The organism is Streptomyces kanasensis (assembly GCF_043077165.1).
In the GTDB taxonomy this organism is placed as follows: Bacteria; Actinomycetota; Actinomycetes; order Streptomycetales; family Streptomycetaceae; genus Streptomyces; species Streptomyces changanensis.
In genome coordinates, this window is record NZ_JBIBSF010000001.1 from 1,207,160 (window position 1) to 1,222,172 (window position 15,013).

Consider the following 15,013-nt stretch of genomic DNA (forward strand, 5'->3'; position numbering starts at 1 on the left):
CCTTCTCGTGCTCAGGCGGCGGTGGCGGCGAGCTGCTGGAAGCGGCGGGCCTCGGTGATCCGGCCGGCGCGGGCCAGGACCGACGCGTGGGTGAGCAGGGTGAGCCGGTCGGCCCGCGGGCTCTCGGCCTCCTCCGCGAGCAGGGCCACCGCCTCGTCGGTCTTGCCGCGGCCCGCGAGGAACCGGGCGAACTCGGCGCGCAGCTCCCGCTGGTCGCCGTTGGCGGCCAGGCTCTGCCGGTAGAGGACCTCCGCGAGGTCGGGGTCGTCGAGCCGCTCGGCGGTCAGCTTCGCCAGCTTGCCGAGGGTGTACGGGTGGTTCGGGCGGCCCGACAGCGCCCGCAGCATCAGCGCGCGGGCGCCGGCCGTGTCGTCCTCGTGCTCGGCGACGTACAGGGCGTAGTTGCACAGCGTGCGCGGGTGGGCCGGGTCGAGCCGCAGCGCCTCGCGGTAGCGGGTGCCGGCGTACTCGGGGTCCTGCTTCTTGTGCTGTGCGAAGAGCGCGAAGTTGCTGTGGACGCGGGCGTACCGGGTCTCGGGGCGCACCGGCCGGCCCGCGGCCCGCTTGACGTCGTCCGGCGCCCAGTGGATCTTCTCGGTCCACAGGGACAGCAGCCGCAGGTCACCGGCGTCCTCCGGGTAGCGGGCGCGCATCTCGGCGAGGCCGATCGGGTCGGGCCGGGCGTCGAGGTAGCCGAAGCGCGCCATGGTCTCCCACTCGGAGAGGGTGATGAGCTCCTTGAGCTCCTCCGGGTAGTCGGGGCGGATGCTGGTGGCGTTGATCCGGTCGCCCTCGGCGAGGACGGAGGCGTCGAACTCCTCGCCGGCGAGCTCCAGGAAACGCGCGAAGTCGGCTGCCAGGTCCTCCTGCCGGCCGACGAAGTCCACCTCGTCGTCCGGCGTGCCGACGTACGAGGCGTAGATGTTGCCGAGCGCGCCCGGCAGGACGGTCACGGCCCGCCGCACGAAGGTCTCGAAGTCGTCGCTCTCGCAGTGCTCGTCGAGCGGGTACTGCGGCCGCCAGCCCTTCTCCATGCGGTAGGACCAGTAGGAGCGGTACCACTCGAGCGGGTCGCGGACGAAGGCGCCGACGAGGCCGTACCGGGAGCGGTCGAAGTCGGCGAGGAGGTCGTGCTCGCGCATCGCCGGGTCGCCGACCTCGGCGACCTCCAGGCCGAGTTCCCTGACCTTCCTGCGGATCCACGTGCTGCCCGTCTTCGGGGTCAGGAGCAGCAGCGCGTTACTGCGCGTGAAGTGCAGTGCCATGGACGTCTCCAGGATCGGGCGCGGACGCCGCCTTGCGGCGCGCCGCGTGGGGTGTGTCGAAGAGCTTGAGGGTGGTGTCGCCGGGCGGGTCCGCGCCGGTGGCGGGCGGGCGGGCGAACAGGTGCGTGGCGAGGTGGGCGGCCGTCACGGCGTGGAGCGCGGCCCGGTTGCCGGTGGTGACCACCTCGTGCCCCTCGTCGGGGAAGAGCGCGAGGGTCGCGTCCTTGCCCGCGCGGGCCAGCGCCATGAACATCCGGGTGGCCATCTCGGCCGGGACGCGGCTGTCGTTGGCGCCGTGGACGAGCAGGACGGGGCAGCGCACGCCGGCGGCGTTGTCCACCGGCGACACCGCCCGGAGCGCCGCCCGCTGGTCGGGGTCGGCGGGGTCCCCGACGCGGCGGTGCAGCATGGGCGCGGCGGTCCGCCAGAAGGCGGGGGGTTCCTCCAGGAAGCGCACCAGGTCGGTGAGGGGCGAGGTCGCCACCACGCAGCGCAGGTCCCGGCGGGTGGTGGCCGCCATCTGGAGCACCGCGTACCCGCCGTAGCTGCCGCCGACCAGGGCGAGCCGGTCGGGGTCGGCGACGCCCTCGGCGACCGCCCAGTCGAGGGCGTCCTCCAGGTCGTCCTGCATCGCCAGGCCCCACTGGCGGTCGGCGGCGTTGGTCCAGGCCGGGCCGAAGCCGGTGGAGCCGCGGAAGTTGGGCTCGATGACGGTGCAGCCCTGCTCGGCGAGCCAGGTGCGGCGCTCGGCGTACTCCCAGCGGCTGCGCCGCCAGGGCCCGCCGTGGACGAGCAGCACGGCGGGGCCGGGCCCGTCGTCCTCCCCGCGGGCCGTGCCGCGCGTGACGTACGTGACGGCCTCGCCGCCGCCGCGCAGCGGCACGCCGACGGCGCGGCAGGTGACGGACGACGGCGGGGTGTCGGGCCGGGCCGCGCCGAGCCGCCAGGTGTCGCCGCCGGCGGGCTCGTGGACGTACCAGTGCGTGTCGTGCTCGGGGCGGTGCACGGCCACCAGCCACCGGCCGCCGCGGCGCTCGGTGACCACGGGCTCGGTGCCGAGGTGCGTGCGCAGGTGGTCGAGCACCGGTGCCCAGCGGGGGTCCAGGGCGACGCAGGCGCGCCGCTCGCGCTCGGTCTGCACGATCCCCGGGCGGCCGGTGCCGGGCTCGAACAGGACGTCCGGGATGTCCCCGCCGCGTACCCGGTGCTCGGTGCGCAGCTCGCGCGCGGGGGCGCCGTCCCGGCAGGCGAGGGCGGTGAGGCGGACGCCGTCGGGGCCGTCGGGCAGGACGAAGTACGCGGTGTCCCCGTCGGGTGTGAAGGCGAGGAACCGCACGGTGAGCGCGTCCTCGTGCGGGACGTGCAGGAACGGCCGGCCGGCGGTGGGCTCGCCGTGCCACAGGTCGCGCGAGCCGTCGTCGCCGACGGTCTCGGTCAGCCGGGGGCGCAGGGACGTGTCCGCGTAGACGGCCGCGTAGCCGCGGTCGCGGAGCACCTCCGTCCGGGCGCCGGTGCGCAGGGACACCAGGTGGTGGTCGAGGCGGCCGGGCTCGCCCCCCTCCGCGGCGAGCAGGACCTCCTCGGGGCGCTGCGGGCTCAGTCCGGCCAGCCGCGTGCGCTGTCCCGGCGCGCCGAGCGGCGTCCAGGTGCCGTCCGCCACGTCGACGCGGAAGAGCGTCCAGCTCTCGGAGCCGTCCGGGTCGGAGAGGGCGAGGCCGACTCCGGGCAGGTGCGACCAGGTGAAGGCGCGGCAGCGGGCCGCGCCGACGTCCGAGCGGCCGTGTTCGCGGCGGGCAGCGAGGTCGTGCAGGACGAGGCGGGTGGCGCCGTCGCCGGCGGAGAGCCAGGCGGCGTACCGCCCGTCGGCGCTGAGCGAGGGCGGCCCGTCGGTCCGCCCCGCGCCACCGGCGGTGGCCGGTCCGCCGGTCACCGGTCCGCCGGTGCCGGCGCGGCCCCGGGCCCCTGGTGGGCGTGGAGGACGCCCTTGACGACGCGGTCCACGTCGGACTCGGGCGGGACGACGATCCGCACCCCGGCCGGCCAGTCGGCGGGGTAGCCGCGCAGGTCGTGGACGAGCCGCGTGCGGTACCCGGCGTGGCCCAGCTCCTCGACGACCTCGGCGGCCCGGGGGGTCTCCAGGCAGACGTAGTTGGCGTCCGACGGCCACAGGCGCAGCCCCTCCACCCCGCTCAGCCCGGCGACGAGCCGCTCGCGGCACGCGTGCATGCGGCGGACGCTGTCGCGGACCGGCGCCGGGTCGGCGAGGAGGCTGAGCGCGGTGCGCTGGGCGACGCCCGAGACGCTGTTCGGCATGAGCCAGAACGGGAAGTCCTCGCGGGCGAAGGAGGCGGAGACGGCGAAGCCGATCCGCAGGTTCGCCAGGCCCCACGCCTTGGAGAAGGTGCGCATGACGACCAGGTTCGGGAAGCGCTCGACCAGGGGCAGCGCGGTCGCCGGGGCGAAGTCCGCGTACACCTCGTCCAGGACGACCAGGCCGCGCGCCCGCTCGACGAGCGCGGCGACGTCCCGGACCGGGAACTGGTAGCCGAGCGGGTTGCGCGGCGAGCACAGCACGGTGATCGCGTCGTCGCGTCCGAGGTGGGGCTCCAGCGCGGGGAGCAGCTCCCCGGGTTCGCGCACCGGGACGGCGAGGTACTCCCAGCCCTGCTGGCGGGCGACGGTCGCGGTGAGGTGGAAGTTGGGGGTCACGTCCACCACGAGCCCGCGGTAGGCGCTGCGCAGCAGGGTGTCGATGAGCTGGGTGGCGCCGGCGCCGACGCGGACGAAGTCGGCGGGCACGCCGAAGTGGGCGGCGGCGGCCTCGGCCACCCGCCGGCTCCACACCTCGTCCTTGTTGGTGATGTCGATGTCCTCGGCCGCCTGGAGCAGCCGGGCGGTGTGGGCGGCGGGGTCCAGGAAGTGGTTGCCCGTCCAGGTCAGGTCTCGCGTCATGGGGTCGGTCGCTTCCGCCGGGTGTGGGTGGGGTCGCTGGGCGACGGGGTGGTCGCGGGGTCGGTGCCGTCGGTGCCGCCGGTGCCCGGTCCGCGGGCGGACGGGGTCACGCGGGCGCGGTCAGGTAGCGCCGCTTCTTGCCCCCGGGCGGGGTGATCCGCTCCTGGCGCTCCAGCAGCGGCTCCTCGCCCGGCAGCAGGCGGTCCAGGGCCGCGCGCAGCTCCCGCCGGAGCCCCTCCTCGTCGGGGCGGCCGGGTTCGGGGGCCCAGCGCAGCACCGTCCGGTCCGGGTCGCGCAGGTCGACCTGGAAGTCGCCGAGCCCGGGCAGGTGGCCGACGGCGCCGGTCACCGTCTCGGCGGGCAGCTCCGCCGTACGGAACCGCAGGGTCCCCGGCTCGCGCCCGCGCAGCCGCAGCAGCCGCTGGGTGCCGTCGGCGGCGGTGTCCAGTTCCGCGTGGTCGCCGGTGCGGTAGCGGGCGACGAAGGTGCCGCGGTTGACGAGGTTGGTCAGCACCAGCTCGCCCGCACCGGAGGGGCGCGGCGCGCCGTGCCCGTCCAGGACCTCCAGGCGGACGTTCTCGCCGAAGACGCGGTAGGTGCGCCCGTCGGGCCCGGTGGCGGCGACGAGGCCGCCCTCGGTCGACGCCAGGGCGTCCACGACGGGTGCCCGGAAGTAGTCGGTGAGGCGGCGTCGGTCGTCGTCGTGCAGGGGCTCGCCGCTGACCAGCAGCAGCCGGGGCGTCCAGGGCGGTTCGGCCGCACCCTGCCGGAGCAGGGCGGCACGCAGGTCGAGCAGGTACGTCGGCTTCCCGTAGAGCACCGGCGCGCGGAGCCGGGAGAACAGCCGCAGGGCGTCGGCGCCGCCGAGTTGGAGGCGTACGTACAGGCCGTTGCCGAGGGGCGGCAGCGGGCGGACGAAACTGGCGCGGCCGGGCTTGTTGCTGATGAAGACGACGGCCGGCTCCCCCCGCCGGAAGAGGTCGGCGGGGAGCCCGGCGACGTCCCGTATCTGCGCGAAGAAACGGTAATTGACGGCGTACCAGGCGGCGTCGTCGAGCATCACTTCGAGCGGCTTCCCGGTGGTCCCGCTGGAGGAGAGCCGGTACGTCGCCGCGACGCGCGGCGAGCGGAACAGCTCGCCGTTCTCCTGGTGCACCGCCCGGTCCGTCAGGGGGAGTTCCGCGCCCGCGTCCCGATAGAAGGGGACGTCCCTGCGGAGTTCGTCGACGAGAGCGCGGTACGCGGCCTCGGGCGAGGAATGGCGGGGGCGGTCCTCCCAGGCGGCCCGCGCCCGCTCGATCTCCTCGAGGGATTTCAGGGTGGCGTCGTCCGAGTCCAGAGTCATGACCGTACCCAATCGGCGATCCGATGCTGATCCGGAGAAATGCGCCTCGGCGGTCGACCGCACCGGCGGTGCCGATTGCGGGAGTTCGAGGCGGGTCGGTCCGTAAATTCCGACACTTCTTCCGCTGGCCCCAGCGTGACACCCGCCCACGCCCTTGTCAAACATGATCCACAACCGCTTTCCCATGAATGCGGGCATGCCGAATCCGCGCATGAACGGATGTCAATTCATGCGCGCATTCGGCTGCGTGGATTGCTGTCCCGCGCTATCCGGCGGCGAGCAGGGTCAATTCTTCGAGGTCGTATTCGGCGCGGGTCGCCGTGCCGTGGCGGGTGAGCTTGCCGCGGCTGGCCCACTTGCGCACGGTCGCCTCGGAGACCCCGACGGCGACGGCGGCGAGCCGGGTGGGCAGCGTCCGGCGGACCGCCCGCGCGGGCTCCGCCGCGGCCATCCGGCCGCGCAGGTCCAGCCACTCGTGCGGCTGCCAGACGTGGCCCGCCCCGCAGCGGACGTCCCGCGCCCGCCCGTCGGCGCCGCCGCCGCCCATGGTGACGACGACCTCGCCCCCGCACCCGTCCCTGACGCAGGCGCCGACCCGGACGCGGCGGGCGCCGTCCGGTCGGGCGATCCGCCTCGCCCCGTCCGTGACCTGCGTGATCTCCCCGGCCATGTCGGCGACGGCGGGGTGGTCCGCGAGCAGGTCGAGGTGACGGGCGAGGAACGCGGCGAGCTCGGGCACCCGGCGCTCGGGCACGGGCGACCCGTAGGTCTCGACCGCCACCCCGGCCCACGAGGCGAGCACGCCCACGATGGCGGAGCGCGCCGCCGCGGCGGCCTCGTCGAAGGCGCGGTCGGTGCTCCTGGTGCCACTGACCCGCTGGAGGGGGCCGGTGGCGACCGGCCCCATGAGGTACTCCATCTCGGCGTACAGCCGGGGCAGCTCCGCGAGGTCCGCGGCCAGTCGTTCCCGGTCTTCCATCAGACGTCCCCCCGTTCGGTGTTTCAGTCCCAGCCCCAGCTGTCCTCGGAGTTCTCGACGACATTCGAGACGGAAGAGGACTGGAGCTCATCGGTCCGCTTCGCGGGGTCGACGATCAACACGGCGACGCACGCGGCCGTGGAGCAGGCGAGAGCAGCGATGAATCTGGTCGACATGGATGGTCCTCGTTCGTCCAAGGCATTGGCACGACAGTGGGTGAGTTCGGCGGCGGGACTTCCTGTGCCGTCCCCCGGGAATTCACCCGGTAGCCGCCCGTTCAAAATGGCACGGCCACGCGGGGACTCTCCAGAGCGCCCTTGTGGCCGTAAGGTGCCACTGCATCAAGATGCCAGGGTCGGGGGGTGTGCGGGCGGACCCGGCAGGTGTCGCGGGCCGTTCCGTCAACTCCCCTGTGGCGTTACGATCTTGGGCGCACCGCACCCATCGCGCCCACCGCCCCCACAACGCACTCGCACCACACCCGTGCCCGCACCGCGAGCGGTCACGGCCGGCCGTCGTGTCCGGCGGCGGCCGGGCGCCACGACGAGACCCTGGAGCCGGCCCGTGCCCGAGACCCCCCATCCCCCGTCCGTCCTGCGGTCGACCGTCGGTGTGCTGGTGACCGACGAGCGCGCGCGACCGTTGCTGGTACGGCCCGCGGGCGGGGGCGGCCCGTGGGCGCTGCCGTCCTGTGGCTGCGCCCTGTCCCTGCCGTGCGGCACGGCGCCCGCGCGGCCGGTCCTGGTCTTCGACCGGGTGGCGGCCGGGTGCGAGGGGCGGCTCGTCGTCGACGGCGGTCACCTCGACGCGACCCGACTCGGCGAGGTGGAGGGACCGGTCACGTGCGTGGAGCCGGCCGTCGCGGCCGGACTGCTGCCGGCGGCCGAGGGGCGGCGGATGCTGGCCGCGCTGCGGGCGCGCGTCGCCGGCGCGGGCCCCGTGGTGCTGGACGGGGGGAGGCCCGCCGGGCCGGTCCCGGTCCTGGACCGGCTCGGGCTCTTCGAGCGGCCCAGGACGGTGCAGGAGCTGCCCTGGCACGAGGGGACGCCCGTACCCCCGCGGTTGACGCCCCGTCAGGCGTGGGGGTGGCTCTTCGCGCCCGACGGGCGGGTGCTGGTGCTGGTCGACCCGCGTGACGGCCACGCGGAGCTGCCGGGCGGGACCATCGAACCGCAGGACCCGTCACCGGCCGCGGCGCTGGTGCGGGAGGCCGGCGAGGAGGCGACCGTGACCACCGGCGAACCCGTGTACCTGGGCCACCTGCCGGACGTGCACGCCGGCCGGCCGGTGGCCAGGACCCGCTTCGCCGCCCCGCTGACCGGGATGGGCCCCTCGGCCGTCGACCCGGCGCTGAACATCCGGTACGCCCGTCTGCTCGTCACGCCGCAGCAGGCGGTGGACCTGCTGGGCTGGGGGGCGATGGGGCGCGCGCAGGCCGCGGCGGCGGTCCGCGCGGCCGAGGGCTGGGGCGCGCCGCGGGCGGAGGCCCGGCCCGTGGAGGAGGTCCCCTCGGCGGGCGGCCTCCCGGCCCGGCCCGGGGCGGCGGCGCACGGCTGAGGCGGCGTGCCGGGCGTGCGGGCCGCGGCCCGCACGCCCCCGACCGCACACCCCGCGGGCCGACGCGCACCCGTCGGGCGCCCGTCACCGGGGAGGCGTCACAGGCCCGTCACCGGGGAGGCGTCATCCGCCCGTCACCGGGCGCGAGCCGCGGGTCACCCCTCGTCGGGGGCGAGCCGCAGCGAGACGGAGTTGATGCAGTACCGCTGGTCGGTCGGGGTCGGGTAGCCCTCGCCCTCGAAGACGTGTCCCAGGTGCGAGCCGCACCGGGCGCAGCGCACCTCGGTGCGGGCCATGCCGTACGAGCGGTCCTCCACGAGCTCGACGGCGGCGCCGTCCTTCGGGTCGTAGAAGGACGGCCAGCCGCAGTGCGAGGCGAACTTGGTCTCCGAGGTGAAGAGCTCGGCCCCGCAGGCGCGGCAGGAGTAGACCCCCTTGGTCTTCGTGTCGGTGTACTCGCCGGTGAAGGCGGGCTCCGTACCGGCCTCGCGCAGGACGTGGTACTCCTGCGGGCTCAGCTCGGTGCGCCACTGCTCGTCCGGCTTGTCGACCTCGTACGCCATGGTGTGCTCAGCTCCCTCTGCTCGGGTCAGTCCGCCAGGCGGTCGAGGATCCTCGGGCCGAGGTCCGTGACGTCGCCGGCGCCCATGGTGAGAACGAGGTCGCCGGGGCGCGCCATTCCCGCGACCAGGTCGGGGACGGACGCCTTGTCGTGGACCGGTGTGACGGCGGCGCCCGCCGCGGTGGCCGCGTCGGTGATCAGGGCGCTGGTCACACCGGGGACCGGGTCCTCGCGGGCCGGGTAGATGTCCAGGACGAGGGAGGCGTCCGCGAGGGCGAGGGCCTGCCCCATCTCCGTGCCGAGCTCCTGGGTGCGGGAGAACAGGTGCGGCTGGAAGACCACCAGGAGGCGCCGGCCGGTCCCGGCCGCGGCCCGCATCGCCTCCAGGTCGGCGGTCATCTCGGTGGGGTGGTGGGCGTAGGAGTCGACGACCTGCACGCCCGCGGCCTCGCCCTTGAGCTGGAGGCGGCGGCCGACGCCGGTGTAGGCGGTGAGGGCCCGGGCCAGGTCGGCCGGGTCGATGCCCACGCGGGCGCCGGCGGCGAGCGCGGCGGCGGCGTTGTGGGCGTAGTGGCGGCCGGGGACGGAGACGGTGAAGGTGTGCTCCACGCCGTCGAGGGCGACGGTCACCTCGCTCGTCATGCCGTGGGGGGTGATGCGGCGGATCCACGCGTCGGCGCCCTCGTCCTCGCCGACCCGCAGGACCTCCAGCCCCGGGCGGCCCGAGACGCGCTCGGCCAGCTCCCGGGCACCCGGGTGCTCGCCGACCACGAGGGTGCCGCCGGGGCGGACGCGGGCGACGAACGCCTCGAAGGACTCGTGGATCTCCTCCAGCGAGGCGTAGTTCGCGTGGTGGTCGAGCTCGACGTTGAGGACGAGCGCGACCTCGGGGTCGTACTTCTGGAAGCTGCGGTCGCTCTCGTCCGCCTCGGCGACGAAGAGCTCGCCCCCGCCGTGCCGGGCGTTGGTGCCGGGGCCCGCGAGGTCGCCGCCGATGGCGTACGACGGGTCGAGGCCCAGCTCCGTCAGGGCGACGGCCAGCATCGACGTGGTGGTCGTCTTGCCGTGGGTGCCGGCGACGGCGATCGGGCGCAGGTCCCGCATGAGCGCGGCGAGGGCGTCGGAGCGGTGGACCACCGGGACGGCGAGCTGCCGCGCGCGGGCCAGCTCGGGGTTGTCGTCGCGGATGGCGCTGGAGACCACGACGCAGCTGGCGTCGTCGGCCAGGTGGTGGGCGGCGTGGCCGATGTGGACGGTCGCGCCGAGGGCGCGCAGCGACGCGGCGGTCTCGGACTCGCGCGCGTCGCTGCCGGCGACCTTGGCCCCGCGCTGGGCGAGGATCTTCGCGATGCCCGACATTCCGGCGCCGCCGATGCCGATGAAGTGCGGCCGTTCCATTGCGGCAGGGATGGCGGGTGCCATGCGGATCTCTCCCCGGGGGTGTGTCGTACGTAGGGGACCAGCCTATTCGTTGTGGGCGAACAGCTTGAGCACCGGTACGCCGACCTTGTGGCGCGCGCGGGAGGCCCAGTCCCGGTGGAAGAACTCCTCCACGTAGTGGGGCGCCGTCAGCACGATCACCTCGTCGGCGTGCGCCTCCTCCACGACGGCCTTCATCTTGTCGAGGGGGTGGTCGGCGACGACCTGGCCCACGGCCTCGCAGCCGGCGGCGCGCAGGGCCTGCACCGACAGGTCCATGGCCGTCTCCGCGGGGCCACGGGCCTCCGCGCCGGACGGCTCCTCGCCCTCCCGGGCGGCGTCCCCGATCGCGCCGACGGCGACGTCGTCGATGGCGCGCAGCAGGGCGTCGGCCTGGTCGCCGCGGGGCTGCATGAGCACGATGAACGAGACGTCCTCGTCCCCGTGCAGGGTCGTGACGAAGTCCACGTCCGTGGAGGACAGCGGTTTCTCGATCATCAGAACGCTTGTGAACACCTTCGGAGCCCTTCTGCGGAAACCGTCCTTCCCCGTGCCCGCACGGGGTCTGAGATGTTAAGTGTGCCCGGCGGGAGGTAACCGGAACGGTTAATTCATACCGATTGTCGGATCAGCCCTTCCGTCGGTACCGGGTGAAGAGGAAGCCGTCCTCCTCCAGCAGCGACGCCAGCGCGAACCGCGCGGGGACGGCCAGGGACGGCCCGCCCGCGATCCGCTGGGCGTCCCCGGCGGTGAGGGTCGGCGAGACGGTGAGGCACAGTTCGTCGAGTACCCCGTCGGCGACGAACTGCCCCAGCAGGCGCGGGCCGCCCTCGGTGAGCTGCCGCGTCAGCCCGCGCGCCGCGAGCTCCGCCACGATCCGGGCCGGCTCCGCGCCCGCCCCGTCGCCCGCGACGACGACCTCCACGCCGGCCTCCCTGGCCCGTCCGACCCGGTCGGCGGGGGCGGCCGCGCCCGTCAGCAGCAGCGTCGGCACGAGCGGCGCGGTGAACAGCGGCAGCGAGAAGTCCAGGTCAAGGGAGGCGCTCACCACCGCGACGGCCGGGGCGGGGCCCTGCCCGGCGGCGGCCCGCCGGGCGGCGAAGGCGTCCCGTGCGCGGGCGGGCCGGTACCCCTCCAGGCGGACGGTCTCGGCACCCACCACGACGACGTCGGCGAGTCCGCGCAGGGTGCCGAAGATCCGCATGTCGGCGGCGGAGGAGATCGGCTGCGAGCGGCCGTCGTGCTGGGCGGCGCCGTCCAGGGAGGAGACCATGTTCGCCCGCAGCCAGGCGGCGCCGCCCGCGGCCGCCGCGGTGGCCGGGTAGGCGTACGCCTCCGCCAGCTCGTCGAGGGACCACTCGCGCTCCTCGGCCGGCGCCCCGGGGACACCGGCGGTCCCGGTCGCGGCCCCGCCGACGGGCGCGGTCGAGCGGTCGGGGCGCCCGGTGGGGACGGGCGGTGTCTGGTCGGTCACAGGGAACAGGCGTCGCATGCCGAGCAGTCTGGCACGGCGCTTACAGTGGGGAGCGTGTCGACGAGTGCCCTGACCGAAGCGGTCCCGCTGTCCCTGTGCGCGCGCGAGCCGCACGTCCCCGCCGACCGCCTGGTCGCCGAGATGGTGCCGCCGCCGCGGTTCGACGGGGTGCGCTTCGACACCTACATCCCGGACCCGAACCAGCCGAGCCAGACCGAGGCGGTCGAGGTGCTCGCCGCCTTCGCCCAGGGACTCGGCGGGGCTCACGCGAGCGGCGCGGGCAGGCGCCGCTGGTTCTCCCGCAAGCCCGCCGCCCCCACCGGCCCCCGCGGCGTGTACCTCGACGGTGGGTACGGCGTCGGCAAGACGCACCTGCTGGCGTCGCTGTGGCACGCCACCCCCGCGGAGCCCGCGCTCAAGGCGTTCGGCACGTTCGTGGAGCTGACCAACCTCGTCGGCGCGCTCGGGTTCCAGCAGACCGTGCGGACCCTCGGCGGCCACCGGCTCCTGTGCATCGACGAGTTCGAGCTGGACGACCCGGGTGACACGGTGCTGGTCTCCACGCTGCTCGGCAAGCTCGTCGAGGCGGGCGTGGCGCTCGCCGCCACCTCCAACACGCTGCCCGGCAAGCTCGGCGAGGGCCGGTTCGCCGCCGCCGACTTCCTGCGCGAGATCCAGGGGCTGTCCGCGCACTTCCGGCCGCTGCGCATCGACGGCGAGGACTACCGCCACCGCGGGCTGCCCGAGGCCCCGCCGCCGTACGCGGACGAGGAGGTCACCCGGGTCGCGCGGGCGACGCCCGGCGCCTCCCTGGACCACTTCCCCGCGCTGCTGGAGCACCTGGCGAGGGTCCACCCCAGCCGGTACGGGGCGCTCACGGAGGACGTGGCGGCGGTCTGCCTCACCGACGTGACGGCCGTGCCCGACCAGTCGACCGCCCTGCGCCTGGTGGTCCTCGCCGACCGGCTGTACGACCGGGAGATACCGGTCCTCGCGTCCGGCCTGCCCTTCGACCGGCTGTTCAGTGACGAGATGCTGAACGGCGGGTACCGGAAGAAGTACTTCCGGGCGATCTCGCGGCTCACCGCGCTGGCCAGGGACGCCAAGGGGCTGATCACGCAGTAGGTTGGGTGGCCGTAAGCCTCCACCGTCCTGGTGCCGTACGGCGCCGGAAGGGAATCCGGCATGGCCACCACGCGTCACGCGCACACCGTCTGGGAGGGCGACCTCGCCGAGGGCACGGGCACCGTGACCCTCGACTCCTCCGGCATCGGCTCCTACCCGGTCTCCTGGCCGGCGCGCGCCGAGGAGCCGAACGGCATGACGAGCCCCGAGGAGCTCATCGCCGCCGCGCACTCCAGCTGCTTCTCCATGTTCCTGTCCGGCTCCCTCACCAAGGCCGGGACGCCGCCGACCCGGCTGACGACGAAGGCCGACGTCACGTTCCAGCCCGGCAAGGGCATCACGGGCGTGCACATCACCGTCGAGGGCGAGGTGCCCGGGATGGACGAGGCCGCGTTCACGAAGGCCGCGGAGGACGCCAAGGCGGGCTGCCCCGTGAGCCAGGCGCTGGCGGGCACGACGATCACCCTCTCGGCGGCGCTCGCCGGCTGAGGCGCCGACCGTCCGGCTGCGGCCACCACCCCGGCGGGGTGGTGGCCGCAGCCGTGTCCCCCCTGTCCTCCCGGCCGCACAGGCGACCAGCGGGGGGCGGGCGGCGGCCAACGGCAGATGGCAGACGGCAGACGGCAGACGGCAGACGGCCCAGCAGGCGCCCGCGGCAGGCACCTGGCGGCGTACGGACCGTCCCGCCCGACCGGAGAGGGCAGCACCGGCCGTCGCAAGCCACACCGTCCACACCATTCACCTCCCACCACCCTGCGTGATACACGTGTGCGGATCCGTCACGTCCGTGTTCCTGTCCGCCAGCAGGGAGTCGCCATGTCCGCAACACGACGTCACCTCCTCGCCCGCACCGGTACCGCGCTCGCCGGGATCGCCTTCAGCGGCGCGCTCGCCGAGCTCTTCGCCGGCACCGCCGCCGCCACCGCCCACACCGGGGACGTCGGGTACGGCCCGCTCGTCCGCGACCCCGCGGGGCTCCTCGACCTCCCGCGCGGCTTCCGCTACCGGGTGCTGTCCACGGAGGGCCGGCCGCTGCGCTCCGGGGAGGGCACGGTCCCCGGCCGGCACGACGGCATGGGCGCCTTCGCGGGCCGCCAGGGCCGTGTCCACCTGGTCCGCAACCACGAGAACGGTGCGACGGCCGCCCTCGGCGTGCCGACCGTCGCCGGGCTGACGTACGACCCGGCGGCCCGGGGCGGCTGCACGGCCCTCACCCTCGACCGGCGCGGCTCCGTCGTGGACGAGCGCGTCGCCCTCGCCGGCACCGCCGTCAACTGCGCCGGCGGCCCCACGCCCTGGCGGACCTGGCTGACCTGCGAGGAGACCGAGGCGCAGGCCGGCACCGCCGGGTACGGCAAGGACCACGGCTTCGTCTTCGAGGTCGACCCCGCCGATCCGCGCCGATCCGGCGCGGTGCCCCTCACGGCGATGGGCCGCTTCCCGCACGAGGCGGTCGCCGTCGACCCGCGCAACGGCGTCGTCTACGAGACGGAGGACGCCTTCGACCGTCCGTTCGGGCTCTTCTACCGCTTCCTGCCGCACCGGCCGCTGGGCGGCCCCGGCTCGCTGCGCGCGGGCGGCGCGCTCCAGGCCATGCGCGTGCCGGACGTGCCCGACCTGTCCGCGGTGCGCGAGCCGGGGACCCGCTTCGACGGCGTCGAATGGGTGCCCGTACCCGACAGCCAGGCCCGGCGGACCCCCATCCGCTTCCAGGACTTCGGACCGCGCGGCATCACGCACGCCCAGAAGCTGGAGGGGTGCTACTGGGGCGGACGGTCGGTCTACTTCGTCTCCAGCTACGCGCGCGCCGCGCAGGGCTCGGCCGCCGACCACCACGGCCAGGTGTGGCGGTACGACCCGGACCGGGGGCACCTCACGCTCGTCGTGGTCTTCGGACCCGACACCGGCGTCGACCTGCCGGGCGAGTCACCCGACAACATCTGCCTCGCGCCGGGCGGCGGCCTCATGGTGTGCGAGGACGGCGACGGCGCCCAGCACGTCTACGGGCTGACGCGGCGGGGCGAGGTCTACGCGATGGCCCGCAACGCCCGGAACACCGGCACCGCCGACGACCCGGCCTACGGGGAGTTCGCCGGCGTCACCTTCTCGCCGGACGGCCGGACGATGTACGTGAACTGCTACGCGCCCGGCACGACCTTCGCCGTCACCGGTCCCTGGCGCTGACGTCCCGGCAGATCCGACCCGGCCGACGGCCGATCCGGCCCGTCCGCCCCTTCGGTACGTCACGTCCGACCCGTCCGACACATCCGACACGTCCGACGCAGAGGAGCGGGTCTCCGATGTCGCGCAACTGATCATATATTTTCCGATAGTG

The 15,013-nt window shown here is 75.0% G+C and carries 14 protein-coding genes; 4 read left to right on the plus strand and 10 right to left on the minus strand.

The window, feature by feature from the left end; translation table 11 throughout:
* Positions 1 to 11: 11 nt before the first annotated feature.
* The 6 genes from ACF053_RS05265 to ACF053_RS05290 all read right to left on the minus strand — a co-directional run bounded on the left by ACF053_RS05265 (position 12) and on the right by ACF053_RS05290 (position 6,717).
* Complete coding sequence (locus tag ACF053_RS05265; RefSeq protein WP_391952571.1) at positions 12 to 1,265, minus strand: hypothetical protein; 1,254 nt, start codon at positions 1,263 to 1,265, stop codon at positions 12 to 14.
* Positions 1,240 to 3,195, minus strand: a complete 1,956-nt coding sequence (locus tag ACF053_RS05270; protein WP_391952572.1) for a S9 family peptidase — start codon at positions 3,193 to 3,195, stop codon at positions 1,240 to 1,242. The genes ACF053_RS05265 and ACF053_RS05270 overlap by 26 nt, the downstream gene beginning before the upstream one ends.
* A complete protein-coding gene (locus tag ACF053_RS05275; RefSeq protein WP_391952573.1) occupies positions 3,192 to 4,217 on the minus strand; it encodes a pyridoxal phosphate-dependent aminotransferase in 1,026 nt (341 codons plus the stop codon). The genes ACF053_RS05270 and ACF053_RS05275 overlap by 4 nt, the downstream gene beginning before the upstream one ends.
* A gap of 106 nt (positions 4,218 to 4,323) precedes the next feature.
* Complete coding sequence (locus ACF053_RS05280) at positions 4,324 to 5,562, minus strand: AMP-binding protein (protein WP_391952574.1); 1,239 nt, start codon at positions 5,560 to 5,562, stop codon at positions 4,324 to 4,326.
* A gap of 265 nt (positions 5,563 to 5,827) precedes the next feature.
* The gene (locus ACF053_RS05285; protein WP_391952575.1) at positions 5,828 to 6,541 is read right to left on the minus strand and encodes a hypothetical protein; all 714 of its coding nucleotides are present in this window, start codon (positions 6,539 to 6,541) and stop codon (positions 5,828 to 5,830) included.
* Between the two features lie 23 nt (positions 6,542 to 6,564).
* A complete protein-coding gene (locus ACF053_RS05290) occupies positions 6,565 to 6,717 on the minus strand; it encodes a hypothetical protein (protein ID WP_391952576.1) in 153 nt (50 codons plus the stop codon).
* 388 nt (positions 6,718 to 7,105) lie between these two features.
* On the opposite strand from ACF053_RS05290, the gene ACF053_RS05295 reads away from it, so the two are divergent.
* On the plus strand, positions 7,106 to 8,098 hold the full coding sequence (locus ACF053_RS05295; RefSeq protein ID WP_391952577.1) for an NUDIX hydrolase: 993 nt from the start codon (positions 7,106 to 7,108) through the stop codon (positions 8,096 to 8,098).
* A gap of 155 nt (positions 8,099 to 8,253) precedes the next feature.
* Here the strand turns inward: ACF053_RS05295 and msrB are convergent, their stop codons facing one another.
* From msrB to ACF053_RS05315, 4 genes are all read right to left on the minus strand, one after another.
* On the minus strand, positions 8,254 to 8,661 hold the full coding sequence (gene msrB / locus ACF053_RS05300; protein ID WP_058942553.1) for a peptide-methionine (R)-S-oxide reductase MsrB: 408 nt from the start codon (positions 8,659 to 8,661) through the stop codon (positions 8,254 to 8,256).
* Between the two features lie 26 nt (positions 8,662 to 8,687).
* On the minus strand, positions 8,688 to 10,082 hold the full coding sequence (gene murC / locus ACF053_RS05305; protein WP_391952578.1) for a UDP-N-acetylmuramate--L-alanine ligase: 1,395 nt from the start codon (positions 10,080 to 10,082) through the stop codon (positions 8,688 to 8,690).
* 42 nt (positions 10,083 to 10,124) lie between these two features.
* On the minus strand, positions 10,125 to 10,595 hold the full coding sequence (locus tag ACF053_RS05310) for a hypothetical protein (protein WP_058942555.1): 471 nt from the start codon (positions 10,593 to 10,595) through the stop codon (positions 10,125 to 10,127).
* Positions 10,596 to 10,707: 112 nt separating this feature from the next.
* Positions 10,708 to 11,571, minus strand: coding sequence for a pyrimidine reductase family protein (locus tag ACF053_RS05315; RefSeq protein WP_391952579.1), 864 nt, complete (start codon positions 11,569 to 11,571; stop codon positions 10,708 to 10,710).
* Positions 11,572 to 11,607: 36 nt separating this feature from the next.
* On the opposite strand from ACF053_RS05315, the gene zapE reads away from it, so the two are divergent.
* The 3 genes from zapE (at position 11,608) to ACF053_RS05330 (ending at position 14,862) form a co-directional block, all read left to right on the plus strand.
* Positions 11,608 to 12,678: a cell division protein ZapE gene (gene zapE, locus ACF053_RS05320; RefSeq protein WP_391952580.1), complete on the plus strand. Its 1,071-nt coding sequence runs from the start codon at positions 11,608 to 11,610 to the stop codon at positions 12,676 to 12,678.
* A 60-nt stretch (positions 12,679 to 12,738) separates the two neighbouring features.
* Positions 12,739 to 13,167 carry an OsmC family protein gene (locus tag ACF053_RS05325; RefSeq protein ID WP_391952581.1) on the plus strand — a complete coding sequence of 143 codons (429 nt, stop codon included), beginning with the start codon at positions 12,739 to 12,741 and terminating at the stop codon, positions 13,165 to 13,167.
* 327 nt (positions 13,168 to 13,494) lie between these two features.
* Positions 13,495 to 14,862, plus strand: a complete 1,368-nt coding sequence (locus ACF053_RS05330) for an alkaline phosphatase PhoX (RefSeq protein WP_391952582.1) — start codon at positions 13,495 to 13,497, stop codon at positions 14,860 to 14,862.
* The last annotated feature ends 151 nt before the right edge of the window (positions 14,863 to 15,013 follow it).

What these genes read in the sequence shown, in the direction of transcription:
- ACF053_RS05265 (WP_391952571.1), bottom strand. Translation starts at nt 1,265, where the DNA reads ATGGCACTGCACTTCACGCGCAGTAACGCGCTGCTGCTCCTGACCCCG.
- ACF053_RS05275 (WP_391952573.1), bottom strand. Translation starts at nt 4,217, where the DNA reads ATGACGCGAGACCTGACCTGGACGGGCAACCACTTCCTGGACCCCGCC.
- ACF053_RS05280 (WP_391952574.1), bottom strand. Translation starts at nt 5,562, where the DNA reads ATGACTCTGGACTCGGACGACGCCACCCTGAAATCCCTCGAGGAGATC.
- ACF053_RS05285 (WP_391952575.1), bottom strand. Translation starts at nt 6,541, where the DNA reads ATGGAAGACCGGGAACGACTGGCCGCGGACCTCGCGGAGCTGCCCCGG.
- ACF053_RS05290 (WP_391952576.1), bottom strand. Translation starts at nt 6,717, where the DNA reads ATGTCGACCAGATTCATCGCTGCTCTCGCCTGCTCCACGGCCGCGTGC.
- msrB (WP_058942553.1), bottom strand. Translation starts at nt 8,661, where the DNA reads ATGGCGTACGAGGTCGACAAGCCGGACGAGCAGTGGCGCACCGAGCTG.
- murC (WP_391952578.1), bottom strand. Translation starts at nt 10,082, where the DNA reads ATGGCACCCGCCATCCCTGCCGCAATGGAACGGCCGCACTTCATCGGC.
- ACF053_RS05315 (WP_391952579.1), bottom strand. Translation starts at nt 11,571, where the DNA reads ATGCGACGCCTGTTCCCTGTGACCGACCAGACACCGCCCGTCCCCACC.
- ACF053_RS05325 (WP_391952581.1), top strand. Translation starts at nt 12,739, where the DNA reads ATGGCCACCACGCGTCACGCGCACACCGTCTGGGAGGGCGACCTCGCC.
- ACF053_RS05330 (WP_391952582.1), top strand. Translation starts at nt 13,495, where the DNA reads ATGTCCGCAACACGACGTCACCTCCTCGCCCGCACCGGTACCGCGCTC.